Raw genomic sequence first — 18004 nt, 5'->3', positions numbered from 1 at the left:
TCCTAATTTATATTATTTTTAATTAATATTAAAGTGATCTCTTATTATATTAATAACTTCATCACCTATTCTTTCTTGTGCTTCTATTGTAGACGCTCCTATATGAGGAGTAACAGATACTCTTGGATGATTTAATAGTTCTAGATTTTTAGTTGGCTCTACTTCAAAAACATCTAAGCCTGCACCACTTATTTTTCCACTATTTAAAGCCTCAATCAAATCATTTTCACATACTAATGGACCTCTTGCACAATTTATAATGTATGTACCATCTTTCATATCATTTATTTCTTTTTTAGTTATAATCGCACCTATTTGTTTATTATAAGGAATATGCAATGATATAAAATCTGATTTTTGAACTATTTCATCAAATGAACAAAATCTATATTCATTATAACTATCGCATTCACCTAAAGTATCATTATATATAACCTTCATACCTAAAGCATGAGCTTTTTTAGCCACTTCTTTTGCAATTCTTCCAAAACCTATAAGTCCCAATATTTTTCCATTTATCTCAGTTCCCTTATAGACTTTCTTTTCCCACTTACCTTCTCTCATCTCTACGTTTGAAATATTTATAAATCTAGCGAGTGAAAATATATGGCCAATAGCAAGCTCTGCAACAGATTTACTACTTGCATTTGGTGTATTTGTTACTTTTATTCCTTTAGAATTTGCATAATTTACATCAATATTATCTAAACCAACTCCAGCTCTTATTATTAACTTTAGCTTATTGTATTCACAAGCTTTATCTATTATCTCCTTGGTTATTTTAGTAGCTGAACGTACTATAATGACATCAATATCATTAAGATTATCACCTAATTCATTAGGTTTATAAAATTGTTCTATAGCGTTAAAGTTTAGTTCCTTCAATTTACTTATAGCATCTTTATCTAATCCATCTGTAATTAAAATATTATACATATTATCTCCACCCAATACATTATTTTTTATAATCAATAGACCTTGTTTAAAAGCCCTAATATATCTTCTATATTATCTAATAATTCGTTTATATCATCTAAGGTATAATCACCCATATGAGATATTCTAAATGTTTTTTCTTTTAAATCACCATATCCATTAGCAATTTGATATCCTCTTTCTTGAAGTTTTTTATTTAAATTTGATACATTGATTCCTTTTGTATTTTTTATTACAGTAAGAGTATTTGATAGATGATTTTCATCTGTGAATATTTCAAAATGTTTTCTAGACCAATCTCTTACTAAATTTGCCATATCCTCATGTCTTTTAAATCGATTATCTAATCCTTCCTTTAGAATTTCATCTAATTGGAAATCTAAAGCAAACATATGAGAAAGAGAAGGTGTTGAAGGATATTGGTAGTCTTTCTTTAAAATATACTCATACATTGCCAATAAATCAAAATATATACCTCTGTGAGAAATTTGTTTTGCTCTTTCAATAGCTCTTTGAGAAAAAGTACATATTGACATACCTGGTGGTAACCCTAATGCTTTCTGTACTGAAGTAACACATATATCAATACCTATTTTATCAACTTCTATTTTTATTCCTCCTGCTGAACTAACTGCATCTACACAATATATAATATCATCATATTTTTTTATAATGTCTCCAATTTCTTCTATAGGATTCCTTACACCTGTAGAAGTTTCATTGTGCGTAATAGTTATAACATCGTATTCACCAGTTGACAACACTTTTTCAACCATTTCTATATCTATGGCTTTACCATCTTCAACTTTAAATAAATCTGCAGGCACATTATTTGCTATAGCCATTTTATACCATCTATCTCCAAATGCTCCAGAGGAAAATATAGCTGCCTTCTTCAGTGTAGAACAACGGATTGATCCTTCCATCAGACCTGTGCCTGATGATGTTGATAATAATATAGTGCTGTCAGTGTAAAACAGTTTTTGTAGTTTTTCACTTATACTCTTTTGAAGAGTAGATGCATCACCACCTCTATGGCCTATCATAGGTGTGGACATTTTTTCAAGTACTTCCTTTCTTACATCTATAGGCCCTGGTATAAATAATTTTTTACCCATATATATTTCCTCCTTCTATTTAGTATTAAATAATATAAAAAAAGACCCTCGTATCCCTTTATAAAAGGGACGAAAGTCTTTATCCGCGTTGCCACCCTAATTGATTATATAAAATATAATCCTCTTAGTCCTGTAACGTAGGTTTACGTCTAATCTTACTATCATCTTCTGATTAGAAGCTCCGGAATAGATTCAAAAATCATTGTAATGAGTTCACACCAACCACTCACTCTCTGAATACAAACTTATTTTCTACTATTTTCCTTCTTAGCTTTTTAACTATTTTTTATTTAATAATTATTGTATGCGATTTGTTAACTATATGCAACATGTTTTTTCAAATTTTGCTATTTTTCTAAAAATTTTCTATTTTTAAAAATCAATTGTATTTTTAAATATAGCTGAAATTAAAATTCCTTGCATCTAAAAAAGAGCTTTTTAGTAAGCTCTTTATAATTAAAGTAATTTTTTAATTTTAAATATGATAACTCCAACTATCATCATAAAAATCATCACCCCTAAGGTTAATGGATACCCATAATACCATTCAAGTTCTGGCATAACTCTAAAGTTCATTCCATAAATACCTGTAATTATAGTAAGAGGAGCTGCTATTCCTGTTAATAAAGTAAGTTTTGTTATTAAGCTATTTGTTTTCTCGGCTACCTGTGAAGAATAAATATCAAGTAATTTATCAGCTAATTCACGAGTAGAAAGAGCAAAACTATATAACTTTTCTATCCCAAAGTCTATACCCTGTAAATTATCGAGGTTATACTTTTTTACATCTGAATATTTTAAATATCTTATATTTTCTTTAAGAATCCTATCCCCTATATACAAAAGTGGTCTGGTATTTTTAACTACAGTTCTTGTTATACTTCTAATATGGTTTATTTTTTGTACATGATCATCTATAACACCTTCTAGAATTTCATCTTCCAATTTTAAAATCAAATCTTCTACCTTATCTAAACTTTCAAATTCATGAATTATAATATTTTTAAAGATTAGGTAATTAATTTTAAAGAGACTAACTACACTAGGTGTATTTTCCATCTTAATATCATTCATTATCATATCCTTTACAAATTCAAATATGAAGTGATGTTCACTACAAACTACTAATATAAAGTTATCAGATAAGTAAATATTAACTTCTTCAATTTGAGCTTTATTATCTATAAGTTCAAAAGTATTTACACTTAGAAAATCATAATTTTCAAATAAGTCTAATTTTATACTTTCATCAAATTTCAAACAGTCTTTAAATGTAATTTCATCTATATTCAAGATGTCTTTAAGAAGTTTCAACTCATCTGTAGAGCTTAAAATTAGATATGAATCATCTTGATTATAAAAATCATCTTTAAAGGTATGTTGCTTTTTTCTAGTTTCTAAATTTAAAATATTCATTTTATCACCTTAAATTAGTATTTGCCAAAAACAATATCAAAATTCATCATATAGCTTACTTTTTACAAACTCTTTTGTTTGTTCTATTATCAAGTTTTTATCCATTATAAATACTTTCCTGTCATAAATATATGAGGTTACTTTAATTTTTATATTAAACTTTATATGTACTTTTTTATTAAATTATTACTAATTCATTTTTTCTATAAATTTAGCATATAGCTTTTGCATGTGTGGCTCATTCTTTACGTAGTTGTTAATTTCATTAATAGGTATCCACATAACGCCACTATTCTCATCTTCTTTAACTCTTAGTTCATTTTCTTCATTAGCTTCTACAAGATAGGCTATAGATAGGTGAAGATGAGGAGCTACATATTTACCTCTTTTCATATGACTCTTCACATCTAGTACATCTAATGAGAATATTTTATCTCCTATTACTTTTATATCACATACACCCGTTTCTTCTTCTAGTTCTTTTATAGCAACATTCAAAAAATCTTCATCACCATCGTTATGTCCACCCATCCATGACCAAGTGTTGTATATATTATGATGTACCATAAGAACTTTATCTCTAGATTTATTTACTACAAATGTAGATGATGTAAGATGAGCTATTTCACTTTTTCTTGTAAATACATCATCAAACATATCTATACATTTTAATATAATTTCTTTATCTTTACTTTCTTGCTCATTAAATACTTTATAATCTTTTATTAAATTAATCCACTCCATTTTTATACACCTCACATTTATATATTTATACTAATTTTACCATATTATATTTATACTTACATTACAATTCTATTTTTATAATAACAAACCTTTTATATTTTTTTATTATAAGGTACTATTAGTTCATAAAAACCATATATTATAACAAGACTTTCAAAATATTAATGTGGAGTTGATAATATGTACGAATATGCTTTAACATTTTTAAATAACTATGTTGAAATTTACACATATTTAACTCAAGAAAAATTATATGGAGAGATCGTTGAAGTAACACCTTTACAAGTGGTTCTTCAAAGAAAATATATAGATAAATCTTCTAATAATAACTATAATCTCTATATACCAATGAATTCTATAATATCAATAAAAAAATTATAAAAATTATAAAAGCCACAGCAAGACAATGCTGTAGCTTTTTATGGAATAATTTATTATTTCATTAACTTTGATATTGAATTAAAGAATAAATTGTATGCCCTTTTAAAAATCTTAAGTGATAAAATATAGGTTACAAATAATGGACTAATTAAAATTATCCAATTTGTAATTATATGCATATCCCATCTAGGTATTAAGTAAAATATTATAAGAACTATATAAATATGAAATGCATATATATACATAGTAGATTTTCCTATATCAGTATAGAAAGTCTTACTATTAGGAGTTATTGAACAAACAAATATACTAAGTGCAATACTACTTATATATAATAAACTCCTATATAATATTCCTTGCCATATATTTATACTTAACTCTGAATAAGAATACGATCCATATAAAAACTTATAATCAATCATTTTATTATCAGCTATGAATAAAGCCAATGCAACAAATAAAGTAACACCTAAAATAGCAATCCATATGTTAACTTTGTCACTTATATTTTTAAGCTTTTCTATATCTGTATAATATCCTAATAAGAAAAATGGTAAAAATACTATAGTTCTTGAAAAAGATAATATAGAACCATTGGAAACTAGCCCTACAATAAGACCTAATAAAAAACTTATTGGTAATATATATTTTATTTTCACTAAATATTTAAGAGAGATTCTCCAAAAAAATAAGCTAAGTAAAAACCATAAGGTCCAACCTGGATAAAGTAATGGAAAATTTGTTTCTCCAGTATAAAAATAAGCTAATGTATACCAAACTATATTAAGTACAATGTATGGTATTAGTAATGTTTTTAAAAATACTGTTTTACTTTTTTTTATATTTTTAGAAAGCAAGCCTGATACAAATATGAATAACGGCATATGAAATATATATATAAACATATAAACTCCCATTAAGGTACTATTAGTATCAATATATCGCTCTATTAAATGTCCAAATACAACCAAAAATATGAGTATAAACTTTATATTATCTATAAAATAATCATGCTTTGCATTTTCCATAAATTCACTCCTTTCAATTATATTATTACCTAAATTTATAGAAATTACTAGAAAAAACTTTCAATATACGGTTATTACATATCTATCTGTTTTAAATCATTAACTTCTTTTATAAAATCAAATATATAGCTAGAATATCTATTACCCTCACCTCTTACTATATCAATTGTATCTTCATGCTCTGCTTTTTTTATTATTTTTAAGATAGTATTTTCATCTAGATTATTAACTTTATCTATAAACGAAATTGATGCATTTACATCTATAAGAGAATCACAATCACCATGTATACACATTATAGGTATATCAACTTCTTTATTAAGTAAATTTATAGGATTTACTTTATTTGTTTTACCTTTATAAACATAATTATTAATAAGTATCTTAGAATATGTAGAGTTACATTTTAAAAAATCTAATACCCCAGATATAGATATAAATCCTTTTAAAATATTATGGTCTATATTATATTCATCTTGTCTTTTATGATCAAATACGAGATGAGAAGCTAATTCGCCTCCTGCAGAATATCCTGCAACTATTATATTTTTTACATTTTGGTTATTTTTTATATAATGATTTAAAGATTGAAATACATCTTCTATTTGTGCAGGATATCTGTGAAATGGAACTAATCTATATCCTGCAAGTATAGTGGTATATCCCATCTTATAAAAATATTTTCCGACTCCACTGTATAAAGAAGGACTACCATGCCACCAACCACCTCCATGAATAAAAAATATTACAGACTTATTTTCATTATTTTCATGTTCTTGCTTATATACTTTATAGTATTGTTTTTTATTATCACCATATTTTATATTTTGTCCCTTTATAGATAGATCTTTTATATAACTATATGTTATTGTTCTATTAACGTTTATTATTTTTTTCTTAAGTTTACTAAACTTAAATTTTTTCATATAATTTACCTTTCTTTTAAAACTATAATTTTCTTATATATAAAAAGACATGAATCTTTGAAACTCATGTCTTTTTATTTACTATTATATATTATATGCTTATTTTGGTTTTTTATAGTATAATATCATTTTATTTACTAAGATTATTTAATTTTTATAAAGCTTTTAAAGCAGCTAAATTTAATAAACTCCACGGCTTATTAAAATGTGGTTGGAAGAAGAAATCAGTCATTGCTAATTCTTCTATAGTCATTTCATTTTGTATAACTACTGATAATGTATTCATATACTGAGTTAAATCTGTTTTTGAAATAATTTGACCACCTAGTATTTTTCTGCTATTTTTATCAAATATTAATTTTAAAGTAGCTTCTTCAAATGTTGGCATAAATTCAGGTCTATAATTATCTCTAACTATAGCAGAGTCTACATCAAAATCACTTGTATTTTTAGCTACTTCTTCAGTAAGTCCAGTTGAAGCTATACATTGATCATATATCTTAATCCCTGAAGTACCTTGTGTTCCCATATATTTAATAGTAGGATTAACTAAGTTTTTACCAATTAAAGTCCCCATTCTTACAGCATTAGTAGCAAGTGGTATATATCTAGTATCTTTAGCTGGATTAAATTTAACAACGCAACAATCTCCTGCAGCAAATACATCCTTAGCACTTGTTCTCATATATTCATCGATTATAATAGCTCCATTAGGTAATGTATCTAATTTACCTTGAACTAGTTTAGTATTAGGAGCAAACCCTATACATAGTACTACTAAATCAGCTTCAAATTCATCTTGGTCTGTTTTTACTTTATATACTTTATTACTACCTTCAAACTTTTGAACCTTTTGACCTAATATTAACTTAACACCTTTATTTTTAAACTCAGTCTCAGCTATATCTGTAAATTCTTTATCTAAATATTTAGCCATAATTCGCTCTTCTGCATCTATTAATATTGTATTTTTTCCTTGCATTTCAAATGCCTCTGCAAGTTCTACACCAATATATCCTGCTCCTATTACAACTACATTTTTAGCATTTTCACTTCTTTTAATAATATCTTTTGCATGGTCATAGTTTTTACATAAAACTATATTATCTAGTTTCCCACCCTCAAAATTAGGTACTATTGGCCAAGAACCTAATGTAAGAACTAATTTGTCATAAGTATCTTCAAATACTTCACAAGTTAGTAAGTTCTTAACTGATATCTTTTTATTATCAAAATCTATATCTAAAACTTCATGTTTCATATTAGTTTTAATACCAATAGACTGTAAGTTTTCAGGAGAGCTATAAAATAATTTTTCTGTTGTATCTATAACTTTACCAACATTTAAAGCTATCCCACAAGATAAGAATGATAAATTATCATTTTTTTCATAAACTACTACTTCACTTTCTGGGTATTTCTCTTTTATATTGGTAACCGCAGCAGTTCCTGCATGTGTACATCCTATTACTATAACTTTCATAATTACTACCTCCAAATATGATAATTTATTAACATGTTGTATTTATACCCCTTGTGTTAATTTTAAAACAAAATTATGAATTTTAAATTATATATATTTAGCGTAGTAATTATTTTTACACATAAAAAAAGACCATACGGTCTTTTTTCTTAAACAATCTATATATTATAATATAGTTATGTTTTCTGCTTGAGGTCCTCTAGCACCTTTAACTATATTAAAGCTTACTCTTTGTCCTTCTTCTAATGATTTGAATCCATCAGTTTGTATAGCTGAGAAATGTGCGAATACGTCATCTCCACCTTCTACTGATATAAATCCAAAACCTTTTTCATTGTTAAACCATTTTACTGTTCCGTTAGTCATTTGTTAATTCTCCATAACCTTTTATAAAGGCTTTCTTTTTTATTTACTACAAATATAATTATATACTATTTTTAATGTAATTTGCAACCTTTTTTTATTTGTATTATTATACTGTTAGGTATTTATGCTATTTTTTTATTGTATCTAAAAAATTTTCAAGAATATTTGCTGTTATACCCCAAATAATATAATTATCGTATTTATAAAATAATGTTTTATAACACCCAATTTTAAATTTATAGTTTTCTTTATTAGGTATTATATCATAAGGAAAATTTTTATTAGGTATTATATGAACTTCATTATGATAGGAAGTAGGATTTTCTCTAAGTAAGGTAGATATAGGTACATAGAAAATATGGTCTACCTCGTCTTTATTTATATCTACTTTACTTAAATCTTTAATATATACAAGGTATGGGTGTATCATAAGCTGTGAATAGTTTACATATAAATCAAGTTCTGTAATTAGTTCTATATTAGAAGTGTGAATTCCGAGTTCTTCACAAGTTTCTCTTATAGCAGCACTTAAGGGATCCTCATTAAAATTATGTTTTCCACCAGGAAATGAAATTTCACTTGGTTGAGTTCTTAAGTTTTTAGACCTTACCTCGAATAATATATTATAAGTATCTTCTATTTTTACTATTGGTATTGTAACAGATGCTTTCTGCATATTTTGTGATCCATTTATAGATGGCTTAAAGTCTTTAAATTTGTCTTTTAACTGATTAATCATAATTATAGCTCCTCTTAATCATATATATTAATAAAATTCATTTATATTTATAAATTCAAATCCATTCTCAAGTAAGCAAGGTATTACTGTATCAAGTAATTCTATAGTTTTAAGTGGAGCGCAGTTTGATCCTCTTCCATCGTGAAGACAGATAACATCCCCACCTCTAACACGTTTTAAAATACGATTTGTTATATCGTGTATTTAGACCAATACCCTACCATAACGCTCCATAAAACTAATTTCAAATTATATTTTTTAAAATAATACAAAGTAAATAAATTTAGCTCTCCACATGGAGGTCTATAATAGATTATATCATATCCAAAAGTTTTAATGATTTTCATAGATTTTTCAAAGTCATACTTGGTATATAGATAACCTTTTAATGAAGTTTATACCAGGATTTTCACAAATACGCGTTAAAAATGTAAATTGACCTTTTGAAGCTTAAGCTCTTTGTATTTTATATCACTTATATAATGTACGGATCTAGATAAAGTTCCTATTTGTCTCAATAGGATATTACTTAATTCTGTGATAATTCTCGCCTGCTTAAAAGTAGTTGAACTTCCAATTACTTTTAAATGATTTCTTTATTTTTACATTGTTGGCACTTTACTCAAATCACTATATAGAATTTAATTCTCATTAATATCAGGGTATAATAATATACAAATCTAGTATCTTATTATTTATACGGATATTATGTAAACTATCATTCCAACTACTAAAGCAGGTATGGTTGTAAGTATAGTTGCCCAAAGTGCAGACTTTTTATCCATTGCTATAAGTGGGAATAATGCATCTCCATCCTGAGATATAGAATTTGCAATTACCGCCCCTAAAGGAACATTTCCTTTTAGATAAAAAGATAAAAGTACTATTTGTACTCCGCATCCAGGAATAAGACCTAATAATGCTCCTATTAAAACACTTCCTATCCCTGTGTACAGAACAAAGTTTGATATATATTCTTCTCCTCCAATTAGTATAACACTTAAATCATATACAATATACGCTATAAATATCCATGTTATTACAAACGATATTTCTCCTACAGAGTGTATAAGTACTTCTTTTAAAGAGCCTTTTTTATTTTCTTCTTCTTCTGAGTTAGAGTTTTTAAATACCTTCTTAAAGCATATCATATATATAACGGATGATACTATTCCTAAAATTGCTATTAGTTCTTCGAGAGAGTGTATTTTTTCTACAATAGACGAGCTAATACCCGAATGTGCTATAGTCATAAATACAAAACCAATTAAAAGTATAGCAATGTATAATTTGTATCCAACTCCATGAGTTATTATATATGCAAATTTGTTTATATTCCCATGATGGTGAGCTACTCTATCTAGTTCGTCATATTTATTATAAGAGTTTGAAGCTAAACTTCCTCTTCCTAATGTCTTGCATTTTGGAGATTTAAGATTTAATTTTAGTTCTAAATTAAATAAGTCTACTATATATCCAGTTATTACACCAGTTATCAATCCTATTACTGTTACGAATATGTATAATTTAAAATTAGATGCTATTAATATAAACGCAGCATCTCCCATACTTGATATCAAACTTGCTACTATAGCACCAAAACTAAGTTTTTTTTGTATGTACAGTGGCATTATAGCTAATGTTCCACCACACCCAGGAATAGAACCGATTAGACCACCTATTAGTGGTTGTAATTTTTTATTCTTTGATATAACATATGTAAAGTTTCCGTTGGTTTTATAATTTATACATCCAAATAATAATATAAAAAATCCAATCATAGAACCTACATGTAAAAAAGCTTCTTCGGCTGATGATATAAAAATATCCATTTATTTTCCTCCTATATATAATATATGCACTTTATACTATATACTTAAATTATGATTTAAATACTTGTATAAATTACTTTTTGCTATAAAAAAACAGCTCTTTTTATAGATTAAATACATCCTATCAATGTTAAATGAAAATGATTATCAACGATGCTCTTATTATATCATTTATGAATATTTTGTCAATATTATATTAGTTATAAAGTGAATTAAAATACAAATGGCTATAATGAAAATAGTTCATTATAGCCATTTGTATTTTAATTTATTATATAGATTCTATAAATTCTACTACATCTTCTATTATCCAATCAGGAGTAGAAGCTCCTGCTGTAATCCCGATTAGTTGATATTCTTTTAATTTATCTATATTCAAATCTTGTTTTGTTTCTATAGCAAAGGTTTCTACAGTTTCTCTACATATATTAACTAATTTTTGAGTATTAGAACTATGCTTTCCACCTACTACAACCATACAATCAACTTCTTGAGATAACTCTTTGGCTGATAGTTGTCTTACTTTTGTTGCCGAGCAAATAGTGTTATTAAATCTAATATTATCTAATTTCTTATCTAGCTTACTTATTATTTCATTGTATAATTCTAAATTTATAGTTGTTTGAGCTACAACAACATGTTTTTTAGAATTATCAAATTTAATAGAATCTAAATCATCTAAAGTCTTTATTATTTTAGCACAATCTCCACACCACCCGTTTATGCCTATAACTTCTGGATGTTTGCTATCTCCTATTACTATTATCTCATATCCTTTATCATGATAAGTTTTAACTATTCTATGTATTTTCTTCACATATGGGCAAGTTGTATCTACGACATTGATTTGCTTTTCATTTGCATCTTTATATACTTTTTCACCAACACCATGTGATCTTATTATCATATTTTTAAAGTTTGGAATACTGTCTATTATCTCTACTGTTTTCAATCCTTTTTCTTCATATTTACTAACTGCTTGTTTGTTATGAATAATAGGTCCTAGTGCATATATATCACCATTTGTTTCTAATTCATTCCAAGCCATTTTCATAGCTCTTTTTACACCAAAACAAAACCCTGCTTCTTTAGCTATTTTAACGTTCATATTATATCTCCCTATATTAAAATATTATTATATCTATTAAACATTACTTTGAATTTATATAATAATTTTCTTTTATAACTTCTAGTACATTTTGAGCTAATTTTTCATTTTCTTCACTAGTAAGTTTTTGCTTATAATATTCCTCAAAAGATATTGGTTTATCTATGTAAACAGTAACTCTATTAAATAATTTATAATTAGAAATTATAGATACAGGAATAACTAATGCCTTTCCTTTTATAGCAAATACAGAGAGCCCTCCCTTAGCTTGTCCAAACCCAGGCTCTTTAATTCTTGTGCCTTCTGGGAATATCCCTAAGACATATCCTTCTTTTATAGCTCTTAAAATATTTTTTATAGTTGATACATCTGGCTTTTCTCTATTTATAGGTATAACATTTAATTTTTTTAAAATAAACCCAAGTGGTTTTATTTTAAAGATTTCTTTTTTTGCAATTGCTGCAACCTCTCTGTTTTCTATAGCTGCAGCTAAGAATATAGGGTCAAGATTTGATTTATGATTTGATGCAATTATTATATTACCCTCATCTGGGATGTTGTCCCTACCAATTACTTTGTATTTGAAAAATATACTAGAAAAACATTTGAATGCTTTTATTACAAATTTATAAAAATTCACAATTATCTCCCTTCATTACCACTATAAGTAAGTAAAGAATTATTAATCTTTACCTACTTATAATAAGCTTTATATGTTTATTTTAGATACTACTAATTCTACAACTTCATTTATGCTCTTTCCTGTAGTATCTATCTCAATCGCATCAGTAGCTTTAACAAGTGGTGCAAATTCTCTGTTTGAGTCAATCTCATCTCTTTTTATTATATCATTTATTATTTCGTCAATCGTAACTTCATATCCTTTTTCTATTAACTCTCTATGACGTCTGCTTCCTCTTTCTTGAGGTGTTGCGATTAAGAAAAATTTATAATGGGCATTTGGGAATACATAAGACCCAATATCTCTTCCATCTAATATAACAGAGTTTCTTTTTCCTATCTCTCTTTGAACGTCTACCATTAAATATCTTACTTCTTTTATTTTAGCAACATTAGATACATTATTACTAACTTTCATAGTCCTTATTTCTTCGTTTATTATTTTTCCATCTAAATATATATTATTGTCCTTAAAGTCTATATTTGTATTTTTAGCTATCTTTTTTACTTCTTCTTCATTATTTATATCAACTTTATTTTCAAGACACTTGTAAGTTATAGCTCTATACATTGCGCCAGTGTCTATATAATTTATATTTAATTTTTCAGCTACTATTTTGGCTATTGTACTTTTACCAGCACCTGCTGGTCCATCTACTGCTATTACTAAATTATTCATAATAATTTCTCCTGATTTTATATTATATAAACTTAATCTTTTATTTTATTAAATCTTTTCTTAAATCCTTAGAGTTATTTAAGTAAATATGTTTTATGCTTGATTTAGATTTGTCAGTATTTATATAGATCATTACTCTTATACACATACTTAAACTTCCTTGTATATATTTTTCTTCAAAATTAAGCATTGGAATATCTGTTATATTTAATATAGTCCTAATACCTACAGAAGGGTATACTTTATCTAAGTCACTTGTCATTGTAAAACACATACTTATTATATCGCCTATATCTAATGAATTTTCTATTATTATAGCTTGTACTAGTTTTGTACTTTCATTTAATATTTCATCTTTATTATTAGATTCTACCGTCGTAGCACCTCTTATTGCTAATACTTTCATATTTAATCACCTACACGCTTATTCCAGCAAGATACCCCGTTGAGAAAGCTATTTGCAGATTATATCCACCAGTTTCTGCATCTATATCTATTACTTCCCCTGTAAAGAATAGATTTTTTATTATTTTAGATTCCATAGTTGACGAATCTATTTCTTTGACCGATATACCACCACATGTAACTTGAGAGGTTTTTATACCTTTAGTTCCATTACATGTTAATTTCATACATTTTATATATTCTACTATTTTAAGCTCATCAGCTTTTGATAACTCATTAGCTTTTTTATCAGTTAAAGATAATAAGTTGAATATTTCTTTTGAAAAGTTTTGTGGTAATAGCCCTTTTAAATTATTTATTACATTTTTATTAGGATTTCCCCTTATTATATTAGAGATTTCCTCATTAGTTTTACTTGGTAAAAAGTCTATATTTAACTCTAACTCATTTTCAGATATATATTTAGTTATATGTGATGATAACTTTAAAACACAGGGTCCTGTTAATCCAAAGTGTGCAAATAACATATCACCTGTTTTTGATATCTTTTTCTTTTTAATTTTACAATATATTTCTACATTTTGCATAGATATGCCTTGCAAATTTTTAATCCATGCTTCTTTTACTGTAAGTGGAGTAAGTGCTGGATATATTTTATTTAATGTATGATGATTTTTTAATATATCATACATCATTCCATCAGAACCGGTGTGTGGATAGCTTTTACCACCTGTAGATATTATAACTTTATCTCCTAATATCTTTTCACCATCTTCTATTTTTACTCCCTTAATAGCTTTATTTTCTATTATGAGATTTACAACTTTTTTATTATATAGTATTTTGACTTTATTTTTTATTAAGTCATTTTTAAGTGTATCTATTACCTCTTCTGATTTATCCGATTTAGTGTATACTTTATAATCGTTATGTTTTTCAATTTTATATTCTAAATTATTAGACTCAAAATATGATAATAAGTCTGTGTTTGTAAAAGTATAAAAACTGCTATATAAAAATTTTCTATTAGTTACTACTTTTTCAAAAAAATCTTCTATTTCTCTATTATTAGTTATATTACATCTTCCGCCACCAGTTACTTTAAGCTTTTTTCCTAATTCTTCATTACGCTCTATTAATATAACTTCATGATTATTCTTTGAAGCTGCAAGAGCCGCCATCATTCCAGATGGTCCTCCTCCAACTACTATTACTTTAGACATATAAGTACTCCTTATTCTAGTGCTGAATTATTTATTTTTTCATTGTTTTTTAAATGAGTAGTATCATTCATTTTTATTATTACTGGTCCATAGTCTCTATACTCTACTATATTTAAAGCAGTATTATCTTGCTTTATTCTATATATATTTTCCATTCCTGAGTTTAAGAATGATAATAACATAACTCTTACTGTAACAGAGTGACTTACAAGTAATATATGTTTATTATCGTATTTTTCATTTATTTCTTTTATAAATTTATCTATTCTTTCCTTTATTATATGAAGATTTTCGCCTTGTTCTATATTTACTAAATGTGGCTCATTTCTCCAAATATCATAAGTTTTAGCATGGCATTTTTTTATTTCATCTATCAAAAGACCCTCCCAAACACCAAATCCCATTTCTCTTAAATTTTTAGTTTCTTCAACTTCTATATTGATTTTTTTTCCTATTATTTGTGCAGTTTGCACAGCTCTTCCTAAATCACTACTATATATATGGTCTATTGGATAATTAATCATAGAATCTGCTAATTCTCTAGCTTGTGATTCTCCACTTTCTGTAAGGTCAGAGTTTCCATGCCCTTGAGTTTTACCCAATATATTCCAATTAGTTTGTCCATGTCTTACTATATAAAATGTATTTGCCACTTTAAATGCCCTCCTAATATTGTATTTATTTTAAGCTTTCATCAAAATTTTATTATACCATAAATACATATTTTAAAAAAGTTAAAAACAAAGTACGAATACCTACATATAAACTAAACACTAATGTTATATATTTAATAGAGTACTTTTTTAAAAATAATAAATAATAATATATAAATAGCTTTTTAATATATATTGGAAATTGTATACAAAAATTTTACTATATTATGTATAATAGTTATTATCTAAAACTTTAATAATATACTTTTATATGTTATTCTTAGTAATTTTTTTAGAAAGGAGTATTTATATATGTTTACAAATTTTTTAATTAGGACATTTGTTAAGGACAGTGAAAATACACAAAACGAAGAAGTTAGAAATAAATATGGCTATTTAGCTGGAATCGTAGGCATAATATCTAATTTATTATTATTTATAGTTAAAATATCAGTCGGGTTATTAACAGCAAGTATAGCAGTAACTGCTGATGCTTTTAATAACCTTTCGGATATGGCTTCATCTATAATTACAATAATCGGATTTAAGCTTGCTAGTATACCGCCTGATAAGGAACATCCTTTTGGGCACGGAAGGCTTGAATATATCTCAGCTTTAATAGTTGCTTTTATGGTTATGCTTGTTGGAATTCAATTTATAAAATCATCTGTAGAACGAATTTTAGATCCAGTTCCAATTAAATTCCAAGTAATTCCTTTTGTACTTTTACTTATATCTATATTAGTGAAATTTTGGTTAAGTACATTCAATAAGGTTGTAGGCAATAAGATAGACTCATCTGCACTAAAAGCTGCTGCAGTAGATGCTTTAGGTGATGTTTTTACTTCAAGTTGTGTTGTAGTTTCATTTTTTGCATCTAAGTTTACAGATTTACCTATAGATGGTTACATAGGTGTTGTAGTTTCTCTAGCAATACTTTATGCCGGTTATTCATTAGTAAAAGAAACGATTAGTCCACTACTTGGAGAAGCACCTTCCCCACAACTTGTTAATAGTATTAGTGAACGTGTTTTATCTTATGATCATATAAATGGAGTTCATGATTTAATAGTTCATAATTATGGTGTCGGGAGATGCATAGCTTCTATACATGCTGAAATACCTTCTAATATTGATATTATGACTATACACGATGTCATAGATGAAGCTGAAAGAGAAATATCTGATGAATTAAATGTACACTTAGTTATTCATATGGATCCTATATGTGTTGAAACCGAAGAGATTAGCACTGCACGTGAAGAAGTTCAAAAAATAATTGAAAGTCACCCTAGCCTTAAATCTATGCATGATTTTAGAATAATAGGAACTGGAGAGAAAAAGAATTTAGTTTTTGATATTGTAGCTTTTTATGAAAATACCATACCAGATGAAGAACTTAAAAGTTATATGGCTGAGTGTATAAGAAAAACTCACCCTCATTATAATTGTATAATAACTGTAGACAAAGACTATATTTAAAAAAGCAAAGTGAAATAATTTTCACTTTGCTTTTTTTATTTTTATACTATTCTTTTAGACCATAAATATGCATTATTCCAATAAGAAGAATTCATACTTATCTTTTGAACATTTTCTCCTGGTTTAGGAGCATGTATCATCTCATTGTTTCCTACATATATAGCTACATGACTAACATTTCCACTTCCGTCAGTACTCGAGAAGATTAAATCTCCAGGTTGTAAATTAGATTTACTTACAGTTGTTCCAACTTTTGATTGATCTCTTGATGTTCTTGGTAATGTAACTCCTGCTCCATTTTTATAAACATAATACATTAAGCCTGAGCAATCAAATGAATTTGGACCTTCTGCACCCCAAACATATGGTTTTCCTATTTGTTGTTTTGCTAAATTAACAGCAGCTTGCGCATCATTAGTTGATGGTTTTTCAACAGATCCTGAACCAGAGTCACTAGTTTTACTTATATAATCACCACTAGCCCATCCTATTTGTCCATTTGATAATTTTATTTTATACCATCCATTTGAACTTGATAGTAATTCTACTTTATCATCTTTATAAACTTTTGCTACTACAGAATGGCTTGTACTTGCGCCACTTCTTACGTTTAGAGTGCTAGTTGTTATAAATCCATATCCAGATTCAGTTTGTCCACCAGAATCGGGGTTGCTAGATTTGCTTATATAATCGCCACTAGCCCATCCTATTTGTCCATTTGATAATTTTATTTTATACCATCCATTTGAACTTGATAGTAATTCTACTTTATCATCTTTATAAACTTTTGCTACTACAGAATGG

At 26.8% G+C, this 18004-nt stretch carries 19 protein-coding genes and 1 other annotated feature; of the genes, 2 read left to right on the top strand and 17 right to left on the bottom strand.

Annotated elements, in window-relative coordinates:
- Window positions 1–18 precede the first annotated feature (18 nt).
- From QOZ84_RS00095 to QOZ84_RS00080, 4 genes are all read right to left on the bottom strand, one after another.
- Window positions 19–936, bottom strand: coding sequence for a D-2-hydroxyacid dehydrogenase (locus QOZ84_RS00095; RefSeq protein WP_284130926.1), 918 nt, complete (start codon window positions 934–936; stop codon window positions 19–21).
- A 32-nt stretch (window positions 937–968) separates the two neighbouring features.
- A complete protein-coding gene (locus tag QOZ84_RS00090) occupies window positions 969–2054 on the bottom strand; it encodes a pyridoxal-phosphate-dependent aminotransferase family protein (RefSeq protein WP_284130925.1) in 1086 nt (361 codons plus the stop codon).
- A gap of 62 nt (window positions 2055–2116) precedes the next feature.
- Window positions 2117–2332 (bottom strand) — a binding site (T-box leader).
- 178 nt (window positions 2333–2510) lie between these two features.
- The gene (locus QOZ84_RS00085; protein ID WP_284130924.1) at window positions 2511–3470 is read right to left on the bottom strand and encodes a magnesium transporter CorA family protein; all 960 of its coding nucleotides are present in this window, start codon (window positions 3468–3470) and stop codon (window positions 2511–2513) included.
- 189 nt (window positions 3471–3659) lie between these two features.
- The gene (locus tag QOZ84_RS00080) at window positions 3660–4214 is read right to left on the bottom strand and encodes an NUDIX hydrolase (protein WP_284130923.1); all 555 of its coding nucleotides are present in this window, start codon (window positions 4212–4214) and stop codon (window positions 3660–3662) included.
- A 180-nt stretch (window positions 4215–4394) separates the two neighbouring features.
- On the opposite strand from QOZ84_RS00080, the gene QOZ84_RS00075 reads away from it, so the two are divergent.
- The gene (locus QOZ84_RS00075) at window positions 4395–4595 is read left to right on the top strand and encodes an ATPase (protein ID WP_284130922.1); all 201 of its coding nucleotides are present in this window, start codon (window positions 4395–4397) and stop codon (window positions 4593–4595) included.
- A 53-nt stretch (window positions 4596–4648) separates the two neighbouring features.
- On the opposite strand, the gene QOZ84_RS00070 is transcribed toward QOZ84_RS00075, so the two are convergent.
- The 12 genes from QOZ84_RS00070 to QOZ84_RS00015 form a co-directional block, all read right to left on the bottom strand.
- Window positions 4649–5623 carry an acyltransferase family protein gene (locus QOZ84_RS00070; protein ID WP_284130921.1) on the bottom strand — a complete coding sequence of 325 codons (975 nt, stop codon included), beginning with the start codon at window positions 5621–5623 and terminating at the stop codon, window positions 4649–4651.
- A 74-nt stretch (window positions 5624–5697) separates the two neighbouring features.
- Entirely contained in the window at window positions 5698–6549 is an 852-nt protein-coding gene (locus QOZ84_RS00065) for an alpha/beta hydrolase (RefSeq protein ID WP_284130920.1), read from the bottom strand.
- Between the two features lie 154 nt (window positions 6550–6703).
- Entirely contained in the window at window positions 6704–8032 is a 1329-nt protein-coding gene (locus QOZ84_RS00060; RefSeq protein ID WP_284130919.1) for an FAD-dependent oxidoreductase, read from the bottom strand.
- Window positions 8033–8197: 165 nt separating this feature from the next.
- On the bottom strand, window positions 8198–8398 hold the full coding sequence (locus QOZ84_RS00055) for a cold-shock protein (RefSeq protein WP_026901164.1): 201 nt from the start codon (window positions 8396–8398) through the stop codon (window positions 8198–8200).
- 127 nt (window positions 8399–8525) lie between these two features.
- Entirely contained in the window at window positions 8526–9137 is a 612-nt protein-coding gene (locus QOZ84_RS00050) for an NUDIX hydrolase (protein WP_284130918.1), read from the bottom strand.
- Window positions 9138–9832: 695 nt separating this feature from the next.
- Complete coding sequence (locus QOZ84_RS00045; RefSeq protein ID WP_284130917.1) at window positions 9833–10969, bottom strand: putative manganese transporter; 1137 nt, start codon at window positions 10967–10969, stop codon at window positions 9833–9835.
- Between the two features lie 271 nt (window positions 10970–11240).
- The gene (locus QOZ84_RS00040; RefSeq protein ID WP_284130916.1) at window positions 11241–12077 is read right to left on the bottom strand and encodes a 4-hydroxy-3-methylbut-2-enyl diphosphate reductase; all 837 of its coding nucleotides are present in this window, start codon (window positions 12075–12077) and stop codon (window positions 11241–11243) included.
- Window positions 12078–12120: 43 nt separating this feature from the next.
- Window positions 12121–12717, bottom strand: coding sequence for a lysophospholipid acyltransferase family protein (locus QOZ84_RS00035; RefSeq protein ID WP_284130915.1), 597 nt, complete (start codon window positions 12715–12717; stop codon window positions 12121–12123).
- 69 nt (window positions 12718–12786) lie between these two features.
- Window positions 12787–13437, bottom strand: coding sequence for a (d)CMP kinase (gene cmk, locus QOZ84_RS00030; RefSeq protein ID WP_284130914.1), 651 nt, complete (start codon window positions 13435–13437; stop codon window positions 12787–12789).
- 40 nt (window positions 13438–13477) lie between these two features.
- Window positions 13478–13843, bottom strand: coding sequence for a chorismate mutase (gene aroH / locus QOZ84_RS00025; protein WP_284130913.1), 366 nt, complete (start codon window positions 13841–13843; stop codon window positions 13478–13480).
- Between the two features lie 10 nt (window positions 13844–13853).
- Entirely contained in the window at window positions 13854–15065 is a 1212-nt protein-coding gene (locus QOZ84_RS00020) for a BaiN/RdsA family NAD(P)/FAD-dependent oxidoreductase (RefSeq protein ID WP_284130912.1), read from the bottom strand.
- A gap of 11 nt (window positions 15066–15076) precedes the next feature.
- Window positions 15077–15718, bottom strand: a complete 642-nt coding sequence (locus tag QOZ84_RS00015) for a histidine phosphatase family protein (protein WP_284130911.1) — start codon at window positions 15716–15718, stop codon at window positions 15077–15079.
- Between the two features lie 312 nt (window positions 15719–16030).
- Between QOZ84_RS00015 and QOZ84_RS00010 the strand changes: the two genes are divergently transcribed.
- Window positions 16031–17200 carry a cation diffusion facilitator family transporter gene (locus QOZ84_RS00010; protein ID WP_284130910.1) on the top strand — a complete coding sequence of 390 codons (1170 nt, stop codon included), beginning with the start codon at window positions 16031–16033 and terminating at the stop codon, window positions 17198–17200.
- Window positions 17201–17241: 41 nt separating this feature from the next.
- Here QOZ84_RS00010 and QOZ84_RS00005 read toward each other — a convergent pair.
- Window positions 17242–18004, bottom strand: a 763-nt coding sequence (locus tag QOZ84_RS00005) for a C40 family peptidase (RefSeq protein ID WP_284130909.1), incomplete at its 5' end; no start/stop codon positions are given.

It is taken from the genome of Romboutsia sedimentorum (assembly GCF_030131845.1).
GTDB lineage: Bacteria > Bacillota > Clostridia > Peptostreptococcales > Peptostreptococcaceae > Romboutsia_D > Romboutsia_D sedimentorum.
Note: the sequence above shows the minus strand (reverse complement) of the source record. Positions and strands in the feature narration are given on the sequence as shown.